Here is a 20849-nt window from a genome sequence, read left to right on the forward strand (position 1 = left end):
TTTACTCATCGTGCGCGTTGGCCGCAAAACGCTGGGCATGTCAAACTGATGAATCACGAGACGGTTGTGACGAGCCTGCGATGGTAGATCGGCTGAGAAAATCCCTGAAAAAACTTGAGCCCCCTGTATGTGTACAGTGTGATCTCAAGATGAAGTGGTACCGATCCGAAATGCAACCGGGAGCTCCCAATCTGGTCGATCATCATTTTTTCTGCACCTCCTGCGGAAACATGTTCGTTCTGGCTACCACGCTCGACACAAAATCCGTAGACGACGGCCCGGCCCGTCACTCGCTGCCGTTTGCGAGACCGTGGCAGATTTCACGAACAAAACCCGCTCCCTTGAAAGTAGCGAAACTCCGCGTGAGTAGCTTTCGATGAGCGAATATCCGGGCGGCTTTCGTGCGCACCACAAATATATGATCGCCGCGATCGGCGTGATCGCGGTGCTCGCCTTCCTTTACAACCTCGGAATCTTCGACGTCTGGTCCGTGGATCGGGTCGCGAAATAGCGCTGCGCGAAAAGGCGCGGGCCGATCATTGAATGCTCCCCACAAGCCCTGTGAATTGCGTGGACAAGTTGCTGCGTCGCGGAACGGTCACGGTCCCGTCACCGTTTCCAACGCAGGTTGACCGGCGATTCAGGCCCATCGGGGACGAGGACGATCATGACTGATTTCAAGGACCATGACGACCGCTACGAAAACGCACTGGATGATGTCATCGCAAAGTGCGGTGGCGACACGCGGGGTGCCTTGATGGCGCTTCTTGCGGCGAACGAATATCTTGAAGCGGAACTGCATCACCTGCAGGTCGCGATCGAGACAGGAATGGTTCCATTGCCTGCCGCGACAGTGCCGCCTCATTTGCTGAATTGACGCGGCGGTTTAGCGTCAGTTCCCGGAACATAAGCAAGCGGTTTGGGTTCTCCCGTTTCAATCGATTTGTTGAAAGGAGAATCCAATGATTGCGAAATACATGGCAACCGCCTTGCTCGGAACCGCGCTGGTCAGCGGCGCGGCATTTGCGCAGACCACCACCACACCACCGGCTTCGTCGCCGCCGGCTGCATCGGCATCGACGGGCGTTCAGCAAAATCTGAAGGGCAACTGGCGCGCATCGAAACTCGTGGGCCTCGCTGTTTATAACGAGTCCAACGAGAAGCTTGGCGACATCAGCGAAATTCTTGTCGACAACAGCGGCAAGATCAATGCCGTGGTGATCGGTGTCGGCGGCTTCCTCGGCGTCGGCCAGCATGACATCGCCGTGTCCTTCGACAAGTTGAAGTGGGTGAACGAACCGATCCGCTCGGCTTCTGCTGACCGCGCACCGGCCGCGCCGGGAATGTCGCCGTCTTCGACGGCGACCCCCTCCACGACCACGACGGGCGCAGCAGGTAGCGGTTCGGCGAGCGCGACGAAGGACAACTGGTATCCCGACCACGCCGTCATGAGCGGCACCAAGGACCAGTTGAAGGCGCTGCCTGCGTTCAAGTACTCGGATTACAACTAACCACGCAGGCCCGATGGCTTGAATCGCATAAGGCCGGATCGGTTTTTACCGATTCGGCCGTTCGCGCGTCTGCACCCTCAAAGCAACAGCCCCAAGCTGCAGGCTTCAGAGATAGGCGCTGAGGCACCAGGCATTCACCACAGCAGCGACCGCCAGCGTCACGACCAACAGCGTGTCGACGGCGAAGTACTCTGTGGGAGCCAGTCTGAGAATCATCTTGCTCATGGAATGATTTGAACGCTGACCTGCCGAAGAGTCTCGCGCATTGTTTTTTGCCGATCCCCTTGCCTGTTTTCTCTTTTCGAGTCCGATTCTCTCTCCCTACCCCCTCCGTCCCGACCGGTTGTGCGGCGCAGTGTTGTTTTCCGCCGATTAAAACGCACAATGCCGCCCCCTCCTCAGTCAGAGATCACCATGACAATCAAATCGACCGCCAAGAGTCCTGCAAAAAGTCTGATGACCGAATTCCCGCCCGCGCGGGACAAGCTGGTGACGCTCGCCAACTGGCGCACCCAGCCTTCAAGCGACTGGAGCTTTCACAACGTCCGCCGTTTGATGCCGACCGCGAACATCGCAGCATCGAAACATCCCGCCCCTCTGGAGAATGCGCCTGCGGAAATCAGCAACATTGCCTTCAACGGCATCGGCGGCGGCGCAACAACGCTGCGTGACGCGCTTCGCAACACCCATACGCAAGGCTTCGTGGTGCTCCGGCGCGGGCGCATTGCTGCCGAATGGTACGCCGGCGGTATGGATGCGCGGACCCCGCACATCGTGTTCTCGGTCAGCAAATCGATCTGCGGCGCGCTCGGCGGAATTCTGGCGGACAAGGGCCTTCTGAATCCCAACCGTCCGGTGAGCGACTATATCCCCGAGGTTTTGTCTTCGGTCTATGGCGGCTGCTCAGTGCGTCACCTGCTCGATATGTCGGTCGGTATCGCGTTCACTGAGGACTATGTCGATCCTGATGGCGACGTCGCGCGCTATCGCCGCGCGGTGGGCTGGGACGTCATCAAGCCCGGCCAGAGCGCGATGCAGTTGCGCGAGTTTCTGGCCACGCAAAAACCGGACGGCAAGGAGCACGGCCACGCATTCCATTACGTCTCGACCAATACCGACCTCCTCGGCTGGGTTTACGAACGCGCCGCAGGCCGGGCCCTCTCCGATCTGCTGAGCGACTATCTCTGGACACCGCTCGGCGCGGAAACCGACGCCTACATCACGCTCGATGCGGAGGGCGCGATGCGCGCCGCGGGCGGCATCTGCGCCGCGCCGCGCGATCTTGCCCGCTTTGGTGAAATGATCCGGCAGCGCGGCGTGGCGAACGGCAGACAGGTGGTGCCGGGCTGGTGGATCGACGACATCAATGACAACGGCGATCCGGCGGCATGGGCGCGCGGGGAATTCGCCGAGATGTTTCCGGATGCTGCCTATCGCAGCAAGTTCTACCAGATCGACCGCAAGCGGCGCACGCTGTGCTGCATCGGCATCCACGGCCAGTGGATCTACATCGATCCGGTCAGCGAACTGGTCATCGTCCGGGTTGCGGCCGAGCCAATTCCGCTCGAAGTCGAGAATTATCGCGCATGGCGACGCGGCTTCGAGGCCATCGTGCAACACTTCTCGTAAGGGTAACGTTCAGTTCATCGCGACCACGCCTGCATTGAGCGTGGTCGCATAGGCGATCCATGCCAGATATGGCGTGAGCAGCCATGCGGCGGGTTTGTCCGCCCGCGACGCCGCAATCATTGTCATGACGATGGCGATCAAGAGCGCAATGATAGTGACCAGCGCGGTTCGCGTGCCGTGCCAGCCGAAGAACACCGGCGACCATGCCGCGTTCAGCGCAAGCTGAATCATGAACCATGTGATCGCAGATGCACGCGCAGGGGACGGCGCTGCGCGATCCCACAGCCGCCACAGGCTCACTGCTATCAAGATATAGAGAATGGTCCAGGCGACCGGAAAGACCGCCGGTGGCGGCGTCCACCATGGCTTGGCCAGCCCGGCATACCACACCGGAATTTCCGGTCGCGTCACGATCGATCCGAGAATGCCGATACCGACACACAGCAGCAGACACAGGATAAGGCGTCCCGCCGATTTCAAGGTCATGTCATTTCCCTCAGCCTGCACTCGCAGTCAGGCCGCCATTCAGCGCATCAGCTTTTCCATCTCCGGAAATGCAGCGTAAGTCGCGCCCTCGCATAACTCTCCGGCATCTTCAATCATCCGGTCGAATCGTCCGTCGATATACATCGCGGCACGCTCCTTCACGCCGGCATAAGCGCCGCCGCTGCCTCGCGCGTTGAAGCGCAGGCAAACCACATAACGCAGGCGCCCGCCGACTTTCTTCTGCGCAGGCTCGGCGATGACGGCCTCGCGCACGCCGCGCGGATCGTTCAGATATGTGCGCAGGAAGGCTAGCAGTTCCGGGCGGTAATTCGCAGGATATTTCTGATCATCGATGCCGCGATCCGCGGTGTAGGACAGATTGTCGTTGCCACCAGTCCAGGCGCATCCGCCGACGCCCAGCGCGAGCAGGACCGCGGCGCTCCGTATATATGTCACCAATTTGCAACGCATCCGGATGAAGTCCGTGACCATGGGTGTGCCACTGGTTTCTTAGACATTGCGGCATTGACAAGGCAAGCCTCCGCCGCTTGATTGGAACAACGGCACAGGTGCCAGCGTAAGCTGGCCAATAGGGAATTCGGTGCCGCCGTGTTTACACGGCTATTCCGAAGCTGCCCCCGCAACTGTCAGCGGTGAGCCGTTGTCCAATATGCCACTGAGCGAAGGCTGACCAGCCAAGCATGGGAAGGCGGGCAACGGCGACGATCCGCGAGCCAGGAGACCTGCCTGTACCGGTCATCCTTCCGTCGCACGGGGCGTGCGAAGGGGCGGCATTCCGCAGCGGTGACGTGACGTAACTGTTGCGGAGGTTCGGCCGATGGCCCGTTTCCTCAGTCATGATGTCAGGCCCGGCGGCATTCGCTCGCCGTGCACCGTCATGCCTGCGCGTGTTCTCACCGCGTCTCCGCGATCACATGCATCGGCGGGACAACAACATGATTCTGTTTTCTAGATATTCTCCAACGGCGAAACTACGCCTTTCATTCGCGGCGGCGTGCCTTGCGGGCACAGCGCTGATAACACCCGCCCTCGCGCAGGAGGCAACATCGTTGCCGCCCGTCAACGTCGATGCGAGCCGCATTTCTGGCGGCATTGTCGGCGCATCGACATCGGTCATCACCGCGGAGGACATCGCGCGTTCGCCAGGCCAGACCGTTCAGGACGTGCTGGCGACCGTGCCTGGCATTCAACTGCAAAGTCTGTTCGGCGGTGTGAATGGCGCAGGCACCACTGTCGATGTCCGAGGATTCGGCGCGTTCGCAACGGCGAATACGCTCATTCTTATCAACGGTCGTCGCATCAACGATCTCGACCTTGCGGGCGTCGATCTCTCGACAATCCCTCTCCAGTCGATCGAACGCATCGAAGTGACGAAAGGCAACAGCGGCGCGGTGCTTTACGGCGATAACGCCGTCGGCGGCGTTATCAACGTCATCACAAAAACCGGGGCGAGCGTCGGCAAGCCGATCCAGATGCGGGTCGAAGGCGGTGTGGGCTCGTTCAATTCGAGCCAAGGCAACGTCTCCCTCACCACCAATCACGGCCCGTGGTCGTCGGCAGCATTCGCCAATGCCTTCAAGTCGGACGGTTATCGCGTCAACAATGCTACCGATCAGCGCAACGCCGTCGGCGAGGTCCGCTACACCACGCCGGATTTCAGCGCATTCCTGAACCTGTCGGGCGACGACCAGCATATCGGCCTCCCTGGTGGCAGACTGGTCACCCCCCTCATCAACGAACTTGCCACCAACAGGCGCGGTGCCGCGACACCGTTCGACTTCGGCGACAAGCAAGGCGCCAACGCAACAGCCGGGTTCACCAAGACGCTCTGGAATGGGGCCGAACTAATCGTCGACGGCGGCGTCCGCCACAAATTGCAGCAGGGATCGTTTTTCGGGACCTTCGCCGACAACTATGTCGACAGCACCCTGACGACCTGGTCGATCACGCCGCGCCTGAACATCAAGAATGACATCTTCGGCCTGCGATCGAACATTTTGACCGGCATCGATTATTACGACGCAACTTACGACTCCGATCGCAGCAAGGCGAAGGGCCTTGCCCCGATCCACGCTTACGATCTGTCACAACGCACTGTTGCAGGCTACTGGCAACAAACCATCGGCGTTCTCCCGACCACCGATTTATCCTATGGCGCCCGCATTCAGAACGTCAGCATCAGCGCAACGGATCGCTACGATCCCACCGCACCGACACAACCGTTCTATGCCAGCGCGCAGGATGCTCCGCTGAACTCCAGCGAAACCCAGCATGCCTTGCACATCGGCCTTGAACATCGCTTCACCGACAGCTTTGCTGTTTTCGGCCGCGCTGCTCGAGCTTTTCGTACGCCCAACGTGGACGAGCGGGTGGCAGCCGGACCGCATCTCGATCCATTCTTCAATCCGATACCCAGCAACTTCGCCTTGAAGACGCAGACATCATACGACGTCGAGGGCGGCATCCGTGTGCGCGCTGGACGGTTCGAGCTTCAGTCCAGCATCTACGACATGCACCTGAAGAACGAGATCCATTTCAACCCGTTCCTTGGATACAATCTCAATCTCGACCCGACCCATCGCTACGGGAGCGAAACCAGCTTTTCTCTCGCCGTCACGGACACGGTACGCTTGCGCGGCGGTGTCGCCTACACACGCGCGGTGTTCGAGGAAGGCCAGTTCACCGGGAACGACGTTCCGCTGGTGTCGCGCGTCAGCGGCAATCTCGGCGCAACCTGGGATGTCTGGCAAAAATATGCAGTGATCGACGCAAACGTGCGCTTCTGGGGGGCACGGCGCATGGACAACGACCAGCGCAACAATCAGGCGCTCATTCCGGCCAATGCGACGCTGGACCTGAAACTGAGCGGTCAGTACGACCGGTTCTTCTGGTCGGCTTCGGTCATCAACGTCTTCGATACGCTTTACTACGATTACGCCATCGCCAGCCAGTTCACGAGCGGCAACTACAGCGCTTATCCGCTGCCCGGCCGTGTCTACATGCTCAAGGCGGGCGTGACATTCTGATAGAAACTTGAATCTTCAAGGTACGCCAAACAGCCCGGCCCGCACTCATCTCACGATGACCGCGGGCCGTTCTTCTTTCCATGAACCGCTTCGATGCGGGGGCTATGCAATAGCGGCCCAGGGAAATATCAGGAGCGATCGGTCGCAATCAGAAGTGACGATGCTTCTTCACGATCACGACCTTGTGGCCGTGGCCATGACGGTGGGTATGGACCACCGGGCGGCGATGATGGCGATGCTTCTTCACTACAACGACCTGGGCGTGAGCCTTCGCGACCGACGGCTTGACGACGATGGTCTTGGTGACCGGGCCGCGTTCGGTCTTGATGACGGTGGCTGCCATCGCAGGCGCAGCAAGGACCGAGGTCGCAATCAGCGCGGCGGAAAAGATCTTCAGCATGGGTTTCTCCTGTTTCATGCGACCGCCGGTGTGGCCGGGGCAGCGATCGTCGGAAACAACCCTAGGTCCGGCGCGCTGAACTCAATCTGAAGCGCGACTGCGGCTTTCGTTCATCTGGATGAAAGTTTGGCCATGTCCGGAGCGATCCAAGGCAGCCGGAAATATGACGCGCATCACGGGAATGTTTGAAACCGCCCGGTGTTTGGGACGTAGAGGCGGTATAGGATCGGCCCAGTCGATCAACGGGAGAGTCAACATGCGCATCTTCGCGATCAGGCAGATACCCTTGGTGCTTCTTGTTTCGGCATTCGTCGGGGCACCGGTGTTGGATTCAGCGTTAGCGGCAGGCTCGGATACACCGTCGCCCCCGCCCGCATCGGAAACCAAATCTTCGCCTCCGTCCAAGAGCAAGAAAAGTGAGAAGAAAAGTGACAAGAAATCGTCACTCGATGATCCGGCGTTTCTCAAGGGCTATCGCGCGGCCTATGCCACGATCTATGAAAACAACGACTACGCCGCCGCCATTCCGCAGCTCAAGGCGCTGGGCGAGGACGACCGGGCCGACGTCGCCAACCTGATCGGCTACTCCTATCGCAAGCTCGGAAACTACGAACTGGCCAGCGTCTGGTACGAGCGCGCGCTGAAGGCCGACCCGAACCATGTCCGCACCTGGCAGTATTACGGCCTGTGGCAGGTCGAACAGGGCAATCGCGAGCAGGCGAAGGTTCACCTCGGCAAAATCGAAGCCCTCGCCGGCCGCAATAGCGTCGAATACCAGTCGCTGGCCTCCGCGCTGGCGAACGGTCGGACATCGTACTGACCGCCATCCTGCGGATGCCCAGTGCCGGTTCTTGACTGACACAGCGTCAACCGCACTTTTGTGGTTAACTGACAGAATAGGCCCCGCGGACCGGATACCGGCCGCGCGGGGCTGTTTTGCCTGGCCTCTTCGCGCCTCGACAAGCCTCGAAAACCTCGTATAGACGAAGCCCGCGCAGGATCACTCTTGATGCTGCCTACCGGGGCTGACCGATCGCCATGACGACGCCGAGGAAATATCAGCGGATCGCCTTCGTGGCGGGTCCAAGCACGGAGGCCCAGCAGGCCCTCGCCCAGCTCGTCGCCGTGCACGGCAACCGGCCGGCGGAGGATGCCGACGTGGTCGTGGCGCTTGGCGGCGACGGCCTGATGCTGCAAACCCTGCACCAGCACATGCGTTCCGGCATCCCGATCTACGGGATGCATCGCGGCACCGTCGGCTTTCTCATGAACGAGTTCAGCCAGCACTCGCTGATCGAACGGCTGGAAGATGCGCGGCTGACCGTGATCAATCCGCTGCTGATGCGCGCCACCGACATTCACGGCAAGGTGCATATCCACCACGCCATCAACGAGGTCTCGCTGTTCCGGCAGAGCCATCAGGCCGCTCGCCTGCGGATTCTGGTCGACGAGCACGAGCGGATGGCCGAACTGATCGCCGACGGAATCATGGTGGCGACCCCCGCGGGGTCCACGGCCTACAATCTCTCGGCGCAGGGTCCGATCCTGCCGATCAACGCCGCGCTGTTCGCGCTGACGCCGATCAGCCCGTTCCGCCCTCGCCGCTGGCGCGGCGCGCTGCTGCCCAATACCGCGTTCGTTGTGTTCGAGGTGCTCGAAAGCGACAAGCGGCCGGTCGCGGCCGTCGCCGACCACGACGAGGCGCGCGACGTCAAGCGCGTCGAAATCATAGCGGACAAGACCATTTCGATCCGCATGCTGTTCGACCCCGGCCACAGCCTGGAAGAGCGCATCCTGAGCGAGCAGTTCGGGTTCTGATCCAGGGCCCCGGTCCGGCTTGGATAACCATTCATTAACGGCGGCTGCATATAGTTAACGCGCGGTGTACCTGGCGTCAGGTGCGCCACCTCGGGCTGCGCATGTTCATTATCGATTTCAACAAGCTGCGGTTTCTCGTCTGTGACGACAATGCGCATATGCGACGCATCCTGCGTACGCTGCTGCATTCGTTCGGCGCGCGCGAAGTCTACGAGGCTGAGGATGGCGCCACCGCGCTGGAAATGTTCTCCCACTATGTCCCGGACATCGTCATCACCGACTGGTCGATGCCGATCTTCGACGGGCTGGAGCTTGCGCAAATGATCCGCCAACCGGAAGCCGCAGGCAATCCTTACGCCCCGATCATCATGCTGACCGGCCATTCCGAGAAGCGCCGCGTCATGGTGGCGCGCGACGCCGGCGTCACCGAATTTCTCGCCAAGCCGATCTCCGCCAAAGGGCTTTATCAGCGCATCCTCAACGTCGTGGCCAACCCCCGCCCCTTCATCAAGACCAAGAACTATTTCGGGCCGGATCGCCGCCGCAACACCAATAATACCTACATCGGCGTCGAACGCCGTGTGGGCGGAAAAGTCGAAATCATGCAGCAGCCGTCGCTGCTCGAAAAAGCCCGTTCCGGAAGTTAGGACAATCATGGCCCGCAAGCCGCCCACCGACGTCAAGGTCGATACCTTCGCGGACCATCAGGTCATCTCGCAGCCGAATCCGCTACGAAAGATGGTGCGATATGCCGAAGAAAACGAGATCGACGATCCCGTCGCGCGCGCCGAGCAGGCTCTTGCCGGTCTTGCCGGCGAGTTCAACAACTGGATGCAGGTGGAGTGCGAACGGCTGAGCGCAGCCTACGCAGCGATCCAGCGTGACGGACTGAACGGCCAGAATCACGAAGAACTGTTCCGCGCGGCCCATGACATCAAGGGTGGCGCGGCGACCTTCGGCTATCCCACGGCCGCCGCCGCCGCGGAAAGCCTGTGCCGGATCATCGAACACGCGCCGGATCTGGCGAAGGTGCCAGGCGAACTGGTGCTGCATCACGTCAACGCCATCCTTGCCATCTTCCGCGAGCAATCCCGGATCGATGCCCTCGGCATGGCGGACGAACTGAGCAAGCGCCTGCGCGGCGTGGCGGATGAATTTCTCATCCACGCCAACCGCGACCGGCCCGAGCATCTCGAAGCGGTGCTTGCGCCAAGCATCGTGCCGGAAAACTGACACACCCGCGATGTCGTCCCGATCCTAACTCGCCGTCACCCTGAGGTACCGTAGCGAAGCAATAGGCGTTCGAAAGAACGCCGTTCTTCGAACGGCTGGGCCTCGAAGGGCGACGGCGTTATTCTGATCAGTCATCCTTCGAGGCTCGCCGCAAACGCGGCTCGCATCTCAGGATGACGATTCATAATTTTTGGATAAATGCGTCGGTTATTGAAACACTACGCCGCGATCAGCCGGTCGTCATAACCGTAGTCGTTTTCACGGTAGCCGCGTTCGACGTACCCAGTCGCCTCTGCGTAATCGTCAACCTCTGCATACTCATCGGCCTGCGCGTATTCATCGGTCGCTACGTAGTCATCGGCGCCGGTGTCGTCCTGATACGCGTCCTCGTAGTCGATCTGCTCGAAAGCGACGTGAGCGTTCAGCGTATCGATAAAATCATCGGCGGCGAGTTCATCACAATACAGTCGCGCTTCCTCGCGCGCGGATTCCGTCGCAAAGCGTCGCAGCAGGATGAGCAGCGGCTCGGCCACTGTCTCCGCGGTTTCGCAATGGGTCAGCACGCGCTCGACCATCCGCCGGCGCAGCCGCGTCGCACCGCCCACCGAGCCGACAAATCCGATCTCGTGGCTGGCTTCGAGCGCGGCGCGAAAGGCCGAATGCGTCGATTCCGGAAGACCCGCTTTCGCAAGCAGCGCTTTCAGACTGATGCCGCCGCGATCGTGCACGATCGCCGCGACCCGGCTGCGCGGCAGGCCGGACAGCTCCACCAGCGATTCCTCGAACAAGTCGGTATTGCCGGATAACAGCGCGCGCAGGATCAAACCGGTATTGAGTTGGCCGACCGAGCGCAAATGCCGGATCAGCGCGGTCATCTCCTCGCCGCGCGTCTGCGCCGCGATGTTGACCGTGGCACGCTCCATCGCTTCGACCGCAACGCGCAGCGCGCGATCCGGGTTCAGCCACGCGCGCCCTGCGACGAACTGCGTGAGCGTATTGGACAGTTTTTCCGCAAGCATCAGCCGGATCGCGGCCGGCAGATCGTTCAGCATCAGCAGCGACTCGCGGATCGCGGCAAGATGCCCGTGCCGGTCGGCGATGCGGGTCAGTGAAAATGGCACCAGTTCGGCAATCGGATTTTCGATCAGCTCGAGTGTCGCCGCGGCGCACCCGACTTCGGCGATCGCCGCACAGACCGAGGCAGGCAGATCGGAGCGGCGCGCAATGGCGCATTGTGTTTCGGAATTTCCGGTCGCAACCATGTCCACAAGATCGGCGTCGAGCAGCAGCGGCGAGTGCTCAAGGATCGGCATGGCCACCGAAGCCTGATCGACAGCCAGCGCGGCGATAATCGCGGGCGGCGCATCGACGGCATGGGCGAAGACCTCGGCCATCGCTTGCCGGACCAGCGGGGAGGCATCGTCGAGAAGCATCAACAGCGCACCTTCAGCGGCGGCGCGATCATCCTCCGACAGATCGGAAACGAGCCAGGCGCGAGCCAGACACCGCGTCGCTTCTGCGCGCTCCCCCGCGGGAGCAGTGCGAACCCAGGTAATGAACTGCCGAACGATCATGGGTGTTCCGGCTTACGCAACATGCCAAGGCACCGCGACGCGACGCCACTGTCAGAAAACGTAAACCATGACACTTAAGAAAACGTTCACCATAACCGTCTGCGTTCATTGAGGTTTTGTTAACCTCGGCGACGGCGCCAGCGCGGGGCTGACGCGCGCGCTGAATCCCCGGAACTTCACGCAAAAGATTCAACGTCAAGATGAGTCCCAACAAGGACATCCGACTCAAAGCTGAATCAAAACCTCAGCCTTGAAATGCGCTCCAGAGCATCGACAAGCCGGCGACCAGCATCAGACCATCCATCAGCAGACGGAATGACTCGGGATCGAGCCGCAGCACGAAACGCTTGGCGACGAATGCGCCTGCGAACAGCGACGATCCGGCGATGAGCCCCTTGAGCAGGATGTCGAACGGCAACGCATCGAAGCGCCGGAACGTCAGCGCCTTGCTGATATAGATCGCCAATGAACTGGCGGCTTCGGTGCCGAGCAGCGCGCCTTTCACGAGGCCATAGGACATGAAGATCGGCACCGTCATCGGCCCGGTCGAAGCGACGATGCCGGTGAGATAACCGGCGGCGGCGCCCACTACCGCCATCGACCACAGCGGCAGTGTGAAGTTGCGCGCCGCAAGCCACCGCCGCAGCGGAATCATCGCAATCAGAAACACGCCGATGGCGATGTCCACCGTGTGCGACGGCAGCGCCAGCAGCGTCCGCGCGCCGAGCACGGCGGCAGGCACCCCGGGAATCGAATACGCGGCGACGGCCCGCCAGTCGACCTCGCGCCACCACACCATGATGCGGGACAGGTTCGCCATGATGGCGGCAATGGCCATGATCGGAACCGCCTGCTTCGGTCCGAAGGAATAGGCCAGCACCGGCAGCAGCATGATCGATGAACCGGTGCCGACGATGCCGCTAAGGACGCCGGCGATGAGGCCGACGGTGAGAACGAAGACGTAGATCAAGGATGCCTATCCCGGGGCAATGATCGCAATGAGACGGGAAATACTGCCGGATTCGACAGGATCAGGCCAATTGTTCAGGAGAAGAGCTGCGTCTTACCCGCTGAACACGCCCGTGGAATCGCTGAACAGGCCGAGTCCCTGCGGAGTATCCATTCTGGCAGGACCGCCCGGTGCTACCGGCCGCGTCAGCGAACCGCTGTTGCCCCAGAGTTCCTGCACGGTGGCAGAGACAGGCTGGGCGCGGTCGCCGGTCTGGAACAGCGAGCGGAACACCGGCTCGTTCGGGGTTTGCGCGGAGGCGACCTGCATCGGCGCAGCGACCGGTGCTTGGGCCTGCGGAAAGCGCGAGAGATAGGCCGCATTGTCGACCGATGCCACCGCCATGCGCGATTGTCCCGGCGTGACGCCGGCTGCCGCCATCGCGGTGCGCGCCGTCTGGGAATTCGCAGCAGCGTCGTAACGCGACGTCAGCACCGAATAGACCTGCGACACGCTTCGGGCGCTGCCGTCGCGATTGTAGAAGATGGAACGGTTCGCCGCTGCGGCGCTCGGAAACAGCGCCGGGCCGGACGCGTTCGGACTGTCTTCGGCCTTCGAAATCAGTTTCGATGCACCGCCGACGCCCATGAAATGCGCGATGTAGAGTTCGCCGTCGGTCGGACGCCGGCCGATCGCGCCGGTCAGCTTGAAGCTGTTGGATTGCGTCAACACGCCCGCCATCGCAGCATTGGCGGCTGGATCGTCGCGCAGCTTGAGGATCTCGTCCCGCGTGGACGGATCGCCGACCGAATAGCTGCCTGACGAGGATTTCGAGATGGCGTCGGCATATTTGCCGAATCCGAACGTCGCGCCCGCCTCTTTCACGGTGCCGAGCCAGGTCTGCTCGATAAACTGATAGAGGCCCCGCGCCGACGACGTGGAGGCTTGCGCCTTCGGATTGAGATTGGATTCGATCTTCGCCGCCGAGATCAGATACTCGAAACTCGCGCCGGTGGCATTGGCGGCATTCTTGATCGTGCCCGCGATTTGCGCGCGCGCAGAGTCCAGCCCGGTGGTTATGGTTGAAGTATCGACCGCCATGTGTGGTGCCCGCTCCCCAGGAACCTCATATACCGTGCCGCAATTATGGTTAACGAAGGGTTAATGCGGGACCACCGAGCTTACAGACTCTCATTGAGCCGATGGCTTTAGCAACTGGTCGTCCCGGCGGAGGCCGGGACCCATCATCCCTGTCGTCGTTGTTATGCTGGAAGCCCGCGATCCATTCATACCCGAGAACTTGGTGGTTATGGGTCCCGGCCTTCGCCGGGACGACGCCTTACGTTCAGCGAACATCCGTCAGGTAACGGCTGCTTACCGATACACCTTCGCCGGATCGAACACCTTGTCAGCATCGACGAAGGTCAGCTTCGCGCCACCATCTTCGTTCTTTACCGCGCGATAGAAACATGAGCGCCGCCCGGTGTGGCAGGCAGCGCCCGTCTGCTCGACGCGAATCCATACTGCGTCCTGGTCGCAGTCCATCCGCATCTCGAGGACGCGCTGGACATGTCCCGAGCTCTCCCCCTTCTTCCAGAGCGATTTGCGCGAGCGGCTGTAGTACCAGCCCTCCCCGGTCTCGATGGTCTTGCGCAATGCCTCTTCGTTCATGTGCGCAACCATCAGCACGTCGCCGCTGGCGGCGTCGGTGGCCACGCAGGTCACGAGTCCGGATGCGTCGAACTTGGGCCGAAAAGCCAGCCCTTCCTCGATGTCGTGGGAATGCGAGTGTGAAGTCACGGATTCGGCTTTCATTCAGAGGGCGGAGGCCGCGCCCCTGAAGGAAGCGCTAGACCCCGCGAACCATGTTGAGGAAACGGGCCTGTTCGTCAGGATTATCATGAAACACGCCGGTGAAACGCGTCGTCAGCGTCTTGGCGCCTTCCTTGGCGATGCCGCGCACCGACATGCAGGTGTGCTCGGCTTCCATCACCACCGCAACACCGCGCGGCTTGAGGATGGCGTTGATCGCACCGGCCACCTGCGCGGTCAGATGTTCCTGCGTTTGCAGGCGGTGGGCGTAGGCATCGACCAGCCGCGCCAGCTTCGACAGGCCGACCACGCGGTCCACCGGGGCGTAAGCGATATGCGCCTTGCCGTAGAACGGCATGACGTGATGCTCGCAATGCGAATGGAAGTTGATGTCGCGGATCAGCACGAAATCGTCATAGCCCGCCGTCTCGCCGAAGGTGCGGTCGAGGATCTCGGCGGGGCACTGGGCGTAGCCCTGGAACAGTTCGTCATAAGCCTCCACCATGCGGCGCGGCGTATCGAGCAGGCCTTCGCGCTCGACGTTCTCGCCGATGTAGGCCAGCAGCGTTTTCACCGCCGCCTCGGCCTCGTCGCGCGACGGGCGGACCAGATCGGGATTGAGGGCCGACGCCATATAGTCGGAAGCAGGAATTTCGGATTTTTCCGCCGGCTTGCCGGTTCGGATCGGCTTGATGATCGCGTCCATGTCGTCTCCGTTCGACCGGCCCCGTCGTCGGTATCAGGGCCGGAGTGTCACCGGTCAGCCGCAGCGGCCTGTCGCCGCCGGACGCCTTCCTGCATGATTGCAGCAAATCCGGGAAAAAACCGTCTATATTTCCCGCATTGCTGAAATGCAGGCGGTTTATTCCTGCATCCGGGTCATTATATAGGTTCCAGAACACGACCGCCAAGAGCGGCAGACCGGTAACGGTCTTATGCAGGAGCGATTTCGCCCGCCATGCTGAACGACATCTACAACAAGAAAATCATCGAACTGGCCGGCAATATACCCCGTCTCGGGCGGCTTCCCGACCCGGACGCCTCGGCCACAGCCCATTCCAAGCTGTGCGGCTCGACCGTCAAGGTCGACGTCAAGATGAAGGACGGCGTGGTCAGCGATTTCGCCCACGACGTCAAGGCCTGCGCACTGGGACAGGCCTCCTCCTCTATCATGGCCCGCCATGTGATCGGCGCGAACGCCGCTGAGCTTCGCGAGTTGCGCGAAACCGTGCGCAAGATGCTCAAGGAAAACGGCGCGCCGCCCGACGGCAAATGGGCGGATGTTGCGATGCTGGAACCGGTGCGTGACTACAAGGCGCGCCACGCTTCCACCATGCTGACCTTCGATGCGGTGGTGGATGCCGTGGGCCAGATCGAGGCCAAGGCAGGCGCTCTCGCCCCTGCGCAGAGCTAAGACGAGTTACTTCCGGTCAGATAGCGCAGCCGCGCTACCGGTCGGGGCCGTCGCCTCGGCCGTCTTTGTAACCGGGGGCAACGAGTTCTTCTCCGACACGATCACGCTCGGAACGCGATCCTGCACCGCTTTCGGCGCTGCGGTTCCGACCGCGGTGTCCGAGGGCTTCCTCATATCCGCAACAGCGTCCAGCGTGACAAGATTGGTCAGGCGCAATTCCTCGACCGACAGTTGATGCAGCGGCTCCCACGGCGGCACGCTCAGAGCCAGCGACAGCAGGTCCCCGGTACCGCCCATATCGAAGGTGTATTTCGCCAGCCGCCCGATGTCGCGCTCCACGATCATCATGTCGTCTGCCGAATAATTCGCGGCCTTGGCATCGTCGGCGCGGTCGCCCATCCAGATCTGATGCACGCGCACCCGTGCGCCGTCGGGTACAATGCGCGTGTTGCCCGATAGCAGCAGGAACACGCACATCGATTCGCAATAGGCGTCCGGTGTGACGTCTCGCGCGAGGCCGCTAGGACCTTGTCTTTCGATCACGATGCCGACGGTGGTGCGCAGCCCGAGACCGCGCCACCGCCGCCCGAGCGTGATCGCGTCCAGCACCGACCCGCCGCTGGAATCGAGAACGACGGTGGCGCCCTTGAGGTTACGGCCTGCCGAGAATTCCTCGAACTTCGCCGGCGTTTCAGCGGTGATGACGCCGACCGCTCCGATCCAGCCGGTGCAGTCCTGCGCACATGCGGCATCGGCCTCGTGCCATTTGAAAGTCATCGGGAGTTTGCGTTCTTCGAGAGTGGTCGCGGCCCGCACCGTACCGCCGAGCATGGCGGAGCCCGGCAGGACCAGACAAATGGCAGCGGCGGCGCAAAGTCCCGCCCAGCCGCGCAAAGATAGCGACCTCACGACAGACAATCTGGTTCCTTCCCCGCCACAATCGACAACGGCATCGGCCCCAAACCACGAGACGAATCTGTCACATGGTTGTTATGGAAAGCGTAACGGCGGCGGGAATCCGCGTCCATGCGACTTTTGCTGCGACGCAGTCAAAATCGTGCGATAAGTCGCGCAGTGTGGCGCGAAAGACAACACGGCACGGTTCCCAGCGCAGGAACTCATCAGAAGACCGCCGCCAATCCCAGCAAGCGCCGACAAATCCGGCATGAGATTCGCCAAGGCAGCGATATGAAACATTCGGCCCGATGCCCTGATTGCGCCGGCACGGTTCAGAACCTGCCGCGCAATGCCGGCCGCGGCATGATCTGGATCTACCGTCACACGCTGTCGCCGCTGGTCGGCTTCAACTGCCGCCACCTGCCGACCTGCTCCGTCTATGGCGACGAGGCGATCGCGCGGTACGGGCTGTGGGCCGGCGGCTGGATGACGCTGGCGCGCCTGCTGCGCTGTCAGCCGTGGGGCACGTCGGGCATAGACAACGTGCCGAATACAATCTCTGCGAACGCGCGCTGGTATCTGCCATGGCGTTACGCGCGCTGGCGCGGCGTGAACGATAGTTCAGAAAACTAAAGCGCGCGACGCGTGAGAATAACCGAGCCGAGCGCGAGCGCGAGGAAGACGATGCCGACATAACCGATCGCGTAATACAACTCGTGGGCGAAGAACACGCCGCCGATCCCCGAGCCGATCGCCTGACCGATGTAAAGCCCGGATGTATTCAGAGAGACGGTCGCGCTGGCAAACATCGGCGCCGCTCCCGCGAGGCGGACCTGCTGCATCGAGTTGGTGGACGCAAAGGAAAATCCCCACACGAACATCGAGGCCAGCATCGCCGGGACATAGCCCGCCCCCAGCGTCCACATGGTGATGCCGAGCAGCAGCAGCGACATCATGGTCAGCGATGTGCGATAGGCGCCCCATGTATCGACCACGCGGCTGGCGATGACGTTGCCGACAAATCCCATGACGCCGTAAATGCCGAATGCGATCACCGCCAGTTCGGAGCTGCCGCCGAGCTTGCCGAACAGCGGCCCGAGATAGGTGAATACCGCGAACTGTCCCGAGGTCTGCAACACAGTGATCAGCAGCAGCAGCATGATCAGCGGATTGCGCGCGAGTTCGCCCCATGTCCTCAAATGGACAGGTGCGCCCTCCAGCCCGGCCGGAATGCGCCAGATCAGCAGCGCGAGATTCAGCAGCGCGATGACGCCGATGCCGCCATAGGCCACGCGCCAGCCGATGTGATGCGCGACATAAGCAATCAACGGCAGACCCACCGCCAGCGCCAGCGACCAGCCGAGAAACACATATGACATCGTGCTGCCGCGCCGCTCCGGCGGCACCATCATCGCGGCCGTGCCGGCTGCCTGCGGCGTGAACAGCGCCGCGACCGCAAGCATGACAAGCCGGACCGCCATCAGCGTCGCGTAGCTTGGCGCGAGCATGGATGCGAACTGCGCGGCGGCCATGATCGCCACCGTCGCCGACAACAGGATTCGCCGGTCGAACCGGCTGGTCAGCCACGCCGACACCGGCGAGCCGATACACAGCACGATCGCACCGAAGGTGATGAGCAGACCCGTTTCGTGAATCGAAACGCCGAATTCACGCGACAATTCCGGCAGCATGCCCGCCGGGGCGAGGATGCTCGCGCCGGTGACGAAATTGCCGAGCATCAGGGATGTGGGGGCGAAGCGTTTCACGCTGCGTTGTTAGCAGACAGCCGGTTTAATGCAACTGCATGAAAGCCATGTCGAGACGGCTGCACCGGGCAGGAACTGCCGATTGCACCGCCCGAATCCGCTGCTATACAACGCTCCTACCGCTTACCTGCGCCCGTTCGCAGGAGTGAGCCACAGGAGAATGACATGCCCGATCAAAATCCCCCCGCGCCCGGATTGAAGTACAGCCTCGCCAATCTCAAGCCCGTCGAAACCAACAAGGTGACCGTCACCTTCCCGGACGGCGCGCAGCGCGAATTCCCGAAAAACACAACCGGCCTCGACATCGCCAAGGGCATCTCGCCCTCGCTGGCCAAGCGCACCGTTGCGATGGCGCTGGACGGCGTCGTCAGCGACCTTGCCGATCCGATCGCGCATGACGCGAAAATCGAGTTCATCAACCGCGAAGATCCGCGCGCGCTGGAATTGATCCGGCATGACGCCGCGCATGTGCTGGCGGAAGCCGTGCAGGCGCTGTGGCCCGGCACCCAAGTTACCATCGGCCCGGTAATCGACAACGGTTTCTATTACGACTTCTTCCGCAACGAGCCATTCACGCCGGAAGATTTCGCCGCCATCGAAAAGAAGATGCGCGAGATCATCGCGAAGGATAAGCCCTTCACCAAGGAAGTGTGGACGCGCGACCAGACCAAGCAGGTCTTCAGCGACAATGGCGAGATGTTCAAGGTCGAACTGCTCGACGCGATTCCTGCCGACCAGCAAATCAAGATCTACAAACAGGGCGACTGGTTCGATCTCTGCCGCGGCCCACACATGACCTCCACCGGCAAGGTCGGAAACGCCTTCAAGCTGATGAAGGTCGCCGGCGCCTACTGGCGTGGCGACAGCAACAACCCGATGCTGACGCGCATCTACGGCACGGCGTTCGCCAAGCAGGAAGAACTCGACGCTTACCTCAAGCAGCTTGAGGAAGCCGAGAAGCGCGACCATCGCCGCCTGGGACGCGAGATGGACCTGTTCCATTTTCAGGAAGAGGGCCCCGGCGTCGTGTTCTGGCACGCCAAGGGCTGGACGCTGTTTCAGGCGATCATCGCCTACATGCGCCGCCGCCTCGCCGGCGACTACGACGAAGTCAACGCGCCGCAGATGCTCGACAAGTCGCTTTGGGAGACTTCAGGCCACTGGGAGTGGTACCGCGAGAACATGTTCGCGGCGCAGTCGGCCGGTGACGAGGCGGAAGACAAGCGCTGGTTCGCGATCAAGCCGATGAACTGTCCGGGCCATGTGCTGATCTTCAAGCACGGCCTGAAGAGCTATCGCGAACTGCCGATCCGGCTTGCCGAGTTCGGCATCGTGCATCGCTACGAGCCGTCGGGCGCGATGCACGGGCTGATGCGCGTGCGCGGCTTCACGCAGGACGACGCCCATGTTTTCTGTACCGAGGATCAGCTCGCCGCCGAATGCCTCAAGATCAACGACCTGATCCTGTCGACCTATGAGGATTTCGGTTTTGTCGGCGAACTGACGGTGAAGCTCTCGACGCGGCCGGAGAAGCGCGTCGGCACCGACGCCAACTGGGATCACGCCGAAGGCGTCATGGCCAAGGTGCTCGAACAGATCGCGGCGCAAGGCCACAACCGCATCAAGACCTCGATCAATCCGGGCGAAGGCGCCTTCTACGGGCCGAAGTTCGAATACGTGCTGCGCGACGCCATCGGCCGCGAATGGCAGTGCGGCACCACGCAGGTGGACTTCAACCTGCCCGGCCGTTTCGGCGCGTTCTATATCGACGATCACTCCAACAAGGTGACGCCGGTGATGGTCCATCGCGCCATCTGCGGCTCGCTGGAGCGCTTCACCGGCATCCTGATCGAGCATTTCGCGGGCCACTTCCCGCTCTGGCTCGCACCCACTCAGGCCGTGGTGACCACCATCACCTCCGACGGCGACGATTACGCGCGCGAAGTGCTCGCCGCCTGCCGCAAGGCCGGGCTGCGTGCCGAGATCGATCTTCGCAACGAGAAGATCAACTACAAGGTGCGCGAGCACTCGCTGGCGAAGGTGCCGGCGCTGCTCGTGGTCGGCAAGAAGGAAGCCGAAAACCGCGCGGTCTCGATCCGCCGTCTCGGCAGCGAGGGCCAGACCGTGCTGTCGCTCGACGAGGCGCTCAAGACGCTGACCTACGAAGCGATGCCGCCGGACCTGAAGCGGGCCAACGCCTGAGTTAGATATGAGGCCTCTTCTTTAGAGACCTCATAAACTGCATGCCTTGTTATCGCGGTTTGAACCTCCGATATCAGCGTCGCGCATAGCTGCGGTGTCCCAACAATCCGG

General features: G+C 61.7%; 22 protein-coding genes and 1 riboswitch. Of the genes, 12 read left to right on the plus strand and 10 right to left on the minus strand.

Annotated features, from left to right (window positions below; translation table 11 throughout):
- Positions 1 to 376 precede the first annotated feature (376 nt).
- The 4 genes from LVY71_RS22895 to LVY71_RS15440 all read left to right on the plus strand — a co-directional run bounded on the left by LVY71_RS22895 (position 377) and on the right by LVY71_RS15440 (position 3140).
- On the plus strand, positions 377 to 511 hold the full coding sequence (locus tag LVY71_RS22895) for a hypothetical protein (protein ID WP_283842536.1): 135 nt from the start codon (positions 377 to 379) through the stop codon (positions 509 to 511).
- Between the two features lie 156 nt (positions 512 to 667).
- Complete coding sequence (locus tag LVY71_RS15430; protein ID WP_235100732.1) at positions 668 to 877, plus strand: hypothetical protein; 210 nt, start codon at positions 668 to 670, stop codon at positions 875 to 877.
- A gap of 85 nt (positions 878 to 962) precedes the next feature.
- Positions 963 to 1511 carry a PRC-barrel domain-containing protein gene (locus tag LVY71_RS15435; RefSeq protein ID WP_235100733.1) on the plus strand — a complete coding sequence of 183 codons (549 nt, stop codon included), beginning with the start codon at positions 963 to 965 and terminating at the stop codon, positions 1509 to 1511.
- Between the two features lie 414 nt (positions 1512 to 1925).
- Complete coding sequence (locus LVY71_RS15440) at positions 1926 to 3140, plus strand: serine hydrolase domain-containing protein (protein ID WP_235100734.1); 1215 nt, start codon at positions 1926 to 1928, stop codon at positions 3138 to 3140.
- A gap of 9 nt (positions 3141 to 3149) precedes the next feature.
- On the opposite strand, the gene LVY71_RS15445 is transcribed toward LVY71_RS15440, so the two are convergent.
- A complete protein-coding gene (locus LVY71_RS15445) occupies positions 3150 to 3626 on the minus strand; it encodes a TspO/MBR family protein (RefSeq protein WP_235100735.1) in 477 nt (158 codons plus the stop codon).
- Between the two features lie 39 nt (positions 3627 to 3665).
- Complete coding sequence (locus LVY71_RS15450; protein WP_502797585.1) at positions 3666 to 4082, minus strand: hypothetical protein; 417 nt, start codon at positions 4080 to 4082, stop codon at positions 3666 to 3668.
- Positions 4083 to 4176: 94 nt separating this feature from the next.
- A riboswitch (cobalamin riboswitch) is annotated at positions 4177 to 4391 on the plus strand.
- Between the two features lie 191 nt (positions 4392 to 4582).
- Here LVY71_RS15450 and LVY71_RS15455 point away from each other — a divergent pair.
- Positions 4583 to 6673 (plus strand): TonB-dependent receptor, encoded by a 2091-nt coding sequence (locus LVY71_RS15455; protein WP_235100737.1) that lies wholly within the window; start codon positions 4583 to 4585, stop codon positions 6671 to 6673.
- 148 nt (positions 6674 to 6821) lie between these two features.
- Here the strand turns inward: LVY71_RS15455 and LVY71_RS15460 are convergent, their stop codons facing one another.
- Positions 6822 to 7073, minus strand: coding sequence for a His-rich protein BRANT (locus LVY71_RS15460; protein WP_235100738.1), 252 nt, complete (start codon positions 7071 to 7073; stop codon positions 6822 to 6824).
- Between the two features lie 256 nt (positions 7074 to 7329).
- Here LVY71_RS15460 and LVY71_RS15465 point away from each other — a divergent pair, with 256 nt between their 5' ends.
- From LVY71_RS15465 to LVY71_RS15480, 4 genes are all read left to right on the plus strand, one after another.
- On the plus strand, positions 7330 to 7893 hold the full coding sequence (locus tag LVY71_RS15465; protein ID WP_235100739.1) for a tetratricopeptide repeat protein: 564 nt from the start codon (positions 7330 to 7332) through the stop codon (positions 7891 to 7893).
- A gap of 218 nt (positions 7894 to 8111) precedes the next feature.
- Complete coding sequence (locus LVY71_RS15470; RefSeq protein ID WP_235100740.1) at positions 8112 to 8891, plus strand: NAD kinase; 780 nt, start codon at positions 8112 to 8114, stop codon at positions 8889 to 8891.
- Between the two features lie 101 nt (positions 8892 to 8992).
- Positions 8993 to 9538, plus strand: a complete 546-nt coding sequence (locus tag LVY71_RS15475; protein WP_235100741.1) for a response regulator — start codon at positions 8993 to 8995, stop codon at positions 9536 to 9538.
- A gap of 7 nt (positions 9539 to 9545) precedes the next feature.
- Positions 9546 to 10124, plus strand: coding sequence for an Hpt domain-containing protein (locus LVY71_RS15480; protein ID WP_235100742.1), 579 nt, complete (start codon positions 9546 to 9548; stop codon positions 10122 to 10124).
- Positions 10125 to 10342: 218 nt separating this feature from the next.
- Here the strand turns inward: LVY71_RS15480 and LVY71_RS15485 are convergent, their stop codons facing one another.
- From LVY71_RS15485 to folE, 5 genes are all read right to left on the minus strand, one after another.
- Positions 10343 to 11698, minus strand: coding sequence for a DUF2336 domain-containing protein (locus LVY71_RS15485; protein WP_235100743.1), 1356 nt, complete (start codon positions 11696 to 11698; stop codon positions 10343 to 10345).
- A gap of 244 nt (positions 11699 to 11942) precedes the next feature.
- Entirely contained in the window at positions 11943 to 12668 is a 726-nt protein-coding gene (locus tag LVY71_RS15490) for a sulfite exporter TauE/SafE family protein (RefSeq protein ID WP_235100744.1), read from the minus strand.
- Between the two features lie 93 nt (positions 12669 to 12761).
- A complete protein-coding gene (locus LVY71_RS15495) occupies positions 12762 to 13748 on the minus strand; it encodes a lysozyme family protein (protein WP_235100745.1) in 987 nt (328 codons plus the stop codon).
- Positions 13749 to 14021: 273 nt separating this feature from the next.
- Positions 14022 to 14462 (minus strand): phosphoribosyl-AMP cyclohydrolase, encoded by a 441-nt coding sequence (hisI, locus tag LVY71_RS15500; RefSeq protein WP_235100746.1) that lies wholly within the window; start codon positions 14460 to 14462, stop codon positions 14022 to 14024.
- A gap of 34 nt (positions 14463 to 14496) precedes the next feature.
- The gene (gene folE / locus LVY71_RS15505; protein WP_235100747.1) at positions 14497 to 15165 is read right to left on the minus strand and encodes a GTP cyclohydrolase I FolE; all 669 of its coding nucleotides are present in this window, start codon (positions 15163 to 15165) and stop codon (positions 14497 to 14499) included.
- 252 nt (positions 15166 to 15417) lie between these two features.
- On the opposite strand from folE, the gene LVY71_RS15510 reads away from it, so the two are divergent.
- Positions 15418 to 15873: an iron-sulfur cluster assembly scaffold protein gene (locus LVY71_RS15510; protein WP_235100748.1), complete on the plus strand. Its 456-nt coding sequence runs from the start codon at positions 15418 to 15420 to the stop codon at positions 15871 to 15873.
- A 6-nt stretch (positions 15874 to 15879) separates the two neighbouring features.
- On the opposite strand, the gene LVY71_RS15515 is transcribed toward LVY71_RS15510, so the two are convergent.
- Positions 15880 to 16791, minus strand: a complete 912-nt coding sequence (locus tag LVY71_RS15515; protein WP_235100749.1) for a COG3904 family protein — start codon at positions 16789 to 16791, stop codon at positions 15880 to 15882.
- A 270-nt stretch (positions 16792 to 17061) separates the two neighbouring features.
- Here LVY71_RS15515 and yidD point away from each other — a divergent pair, with 270 nt between their 5' ends.
- Entirely contained in the window at positions 17062 to 17403 is a 342-nt protein-coding gene (gene yidD, locus LVY71_RS15520) for a membrane protein insertion efficiency factor YidD (RefSeq protein ID WP_235100750.1), read from the plus strand.
- Here the strand turns inward: yidD and LVY71_RS15525 are convergent.
- Complete coding sequence (locus LVY71_RS15525; protein WP_235101515.1) at positions 17400 to 18509, minus strand: MFS transporter; 1110 nt, start codon at positions 18507 to 18509, stop codon at positions 17400 to 17402. The two genes, yidD and LVY71_RS15525, sit on opposite strands and share 4 nt — an antisense overlap.
- Positions 18510 to 18701: 192 nt before the next feature.
- On the opposite strand from LVY71_RS15525, the gene thrS reads away from it, so the two are divergent.
- Positions 18702 to 20738, plus strand: coding sequence for a threonine--tRNA ligase (gene thrS / locus LVY71_RS15530; RefSeq protein ID WP_235100751.1), 2037 nt, complete (start codon positions 18702 to 18704; stop codon positions 20736 to 20738).
- Positions 20739 to 20849 lie beyond the last annotated feature (111 nt).

Source organism: Bradyrhizobium sp. G127 (assembly GCF_021502575.1).
Lineage (GTDB): Bacteria > Pseudomonadota > Alphaproteobacteria > Rhizobiales > Xanthobacteraceae > Afipia.

Coding starts and splice junctions, on each gene's coding strand:
- LVY71_RS22895 (WP_283842536.1), top strand. CDS start 377: ATGAGCGAATATCCGGGCGGCTTTCGTGCGCACCACAAATATATGATC.
- LVY71_RS15430 (WP_235100732.1), top strand. CDS start 668: ATGACTGATTTCAAGGACCATGACGACCGCTACGAAAACGCACTGGAT.
- LVY71_RS15435 (WP_235100733.1), top strand. CDS start 963: ATGATTGCGAAATACATGGCAACCGCCTTGCTCGGAACCGCGCTGGTC.
- LVY71_RS15440 (WP_235100734.1), top strand. CDS start 1,926: ATGACAATCAAATCGACCGCCAAGAGTCCTGCAAAAAGTCTGATGACC.
- LVY71_RS15445 (WP_235100735.1), bottom strand. CDS start 3,626: ATGACCTTGAAATCGGCGGGACGCCTTATCCTGTGTCTGCTGCTGTGT.
- LVY71_RS15455 (WP_235100737.1), top strand. CDS start 4,583: ATGATTCTGTTTTCTAGATATTCTCCAACGGCGAAACTACGCCTTTCA.
- LVY71_RS15460 (WP_235100738.1), bottom strand. CDS start 7,073: ATGCTGAAGATCTTTTCCGCCGCGCTGATTGCGACCTCGGTCCTTGCT.
- LVY71_RS15465 (WP_235100739.1), top strand. CDS start 7,330: ATGCGCATCTTCGCGATCAGGCAGATACCCTTGGTGCTTCTTGTTTCG.
- LVY71_RS15470 (WP_235100740.1), top strand. CDS start 8,112: ATGACGACGCCGAGGAAATATCAGCGGATCGCCTTCGTGGCGGGTCCA.
- LVY71_RS15475 (WP_235100741.1), top strand. CDS start 8,993: ATGTTCATTATCGATTTCAACAAGCTGCGGTTTCTCGTCTGTGACGAC.
- LVY71_RS15480 (WP_235100742.1), top strand. CDS start 9,546: ATGGCCCGCAAGCCGCCCACCGACGTCAAGGTCGATACCTTCGCGGAC.
- LVY71_RS15485 (WP_235100743.1), bottom strand. CDS start 11,698: ATGATCGTTCGGCAGTTCATTACCTGGGTTCGCACTGCTCCCGCGGGG.
- LVY71_RS15495 (WP_235100745.1), bottom strand. CDS start 13,748: ATGGCGGTCGATACTTCAACCATAACCACCGGGCTGGACTCTGCGCGC.
- hisI (WP_235100746.1), bottom strand. CDS start 14,462: ATGAAAGCCGAATCCGTGACTTCACACTCGCATTCCCACGACATCGAG.
- folE (WP_235100747.1), bottom strand. CDS start 15,165: ATGGACGCGATCATCAAGCCGATCCGAACCGGCAAGCCGGCGGAAAAA.
- LVY71_RS15510 (WP_235100748.1), top strand. CDS start 15,418: ATGCTGAACGACATCTACAACAAGAAAATCATCGAACTGGCCGGCAAT.
- yidD (WP_235100750.1), top strand. CDS start 17,062: ATGAAACATTCGGCCCGATGCCCTGATTGCGCCGGCACGGTTCAGAAC.
- LVY71_RS15525 (WP_235101515.1), bottom strand. CDS start 18,509: ATGCTCGGCAATTTCGTCACCGGCGCGAGCATCCTCGCCCCGGCGGGC.
- thrS (WP_235100751.1), top strand. CDS start 18,702: ATGCCCGATCAAAATCCCCCCGCGCCCGGATTGAAGTACAGCCTCGCC.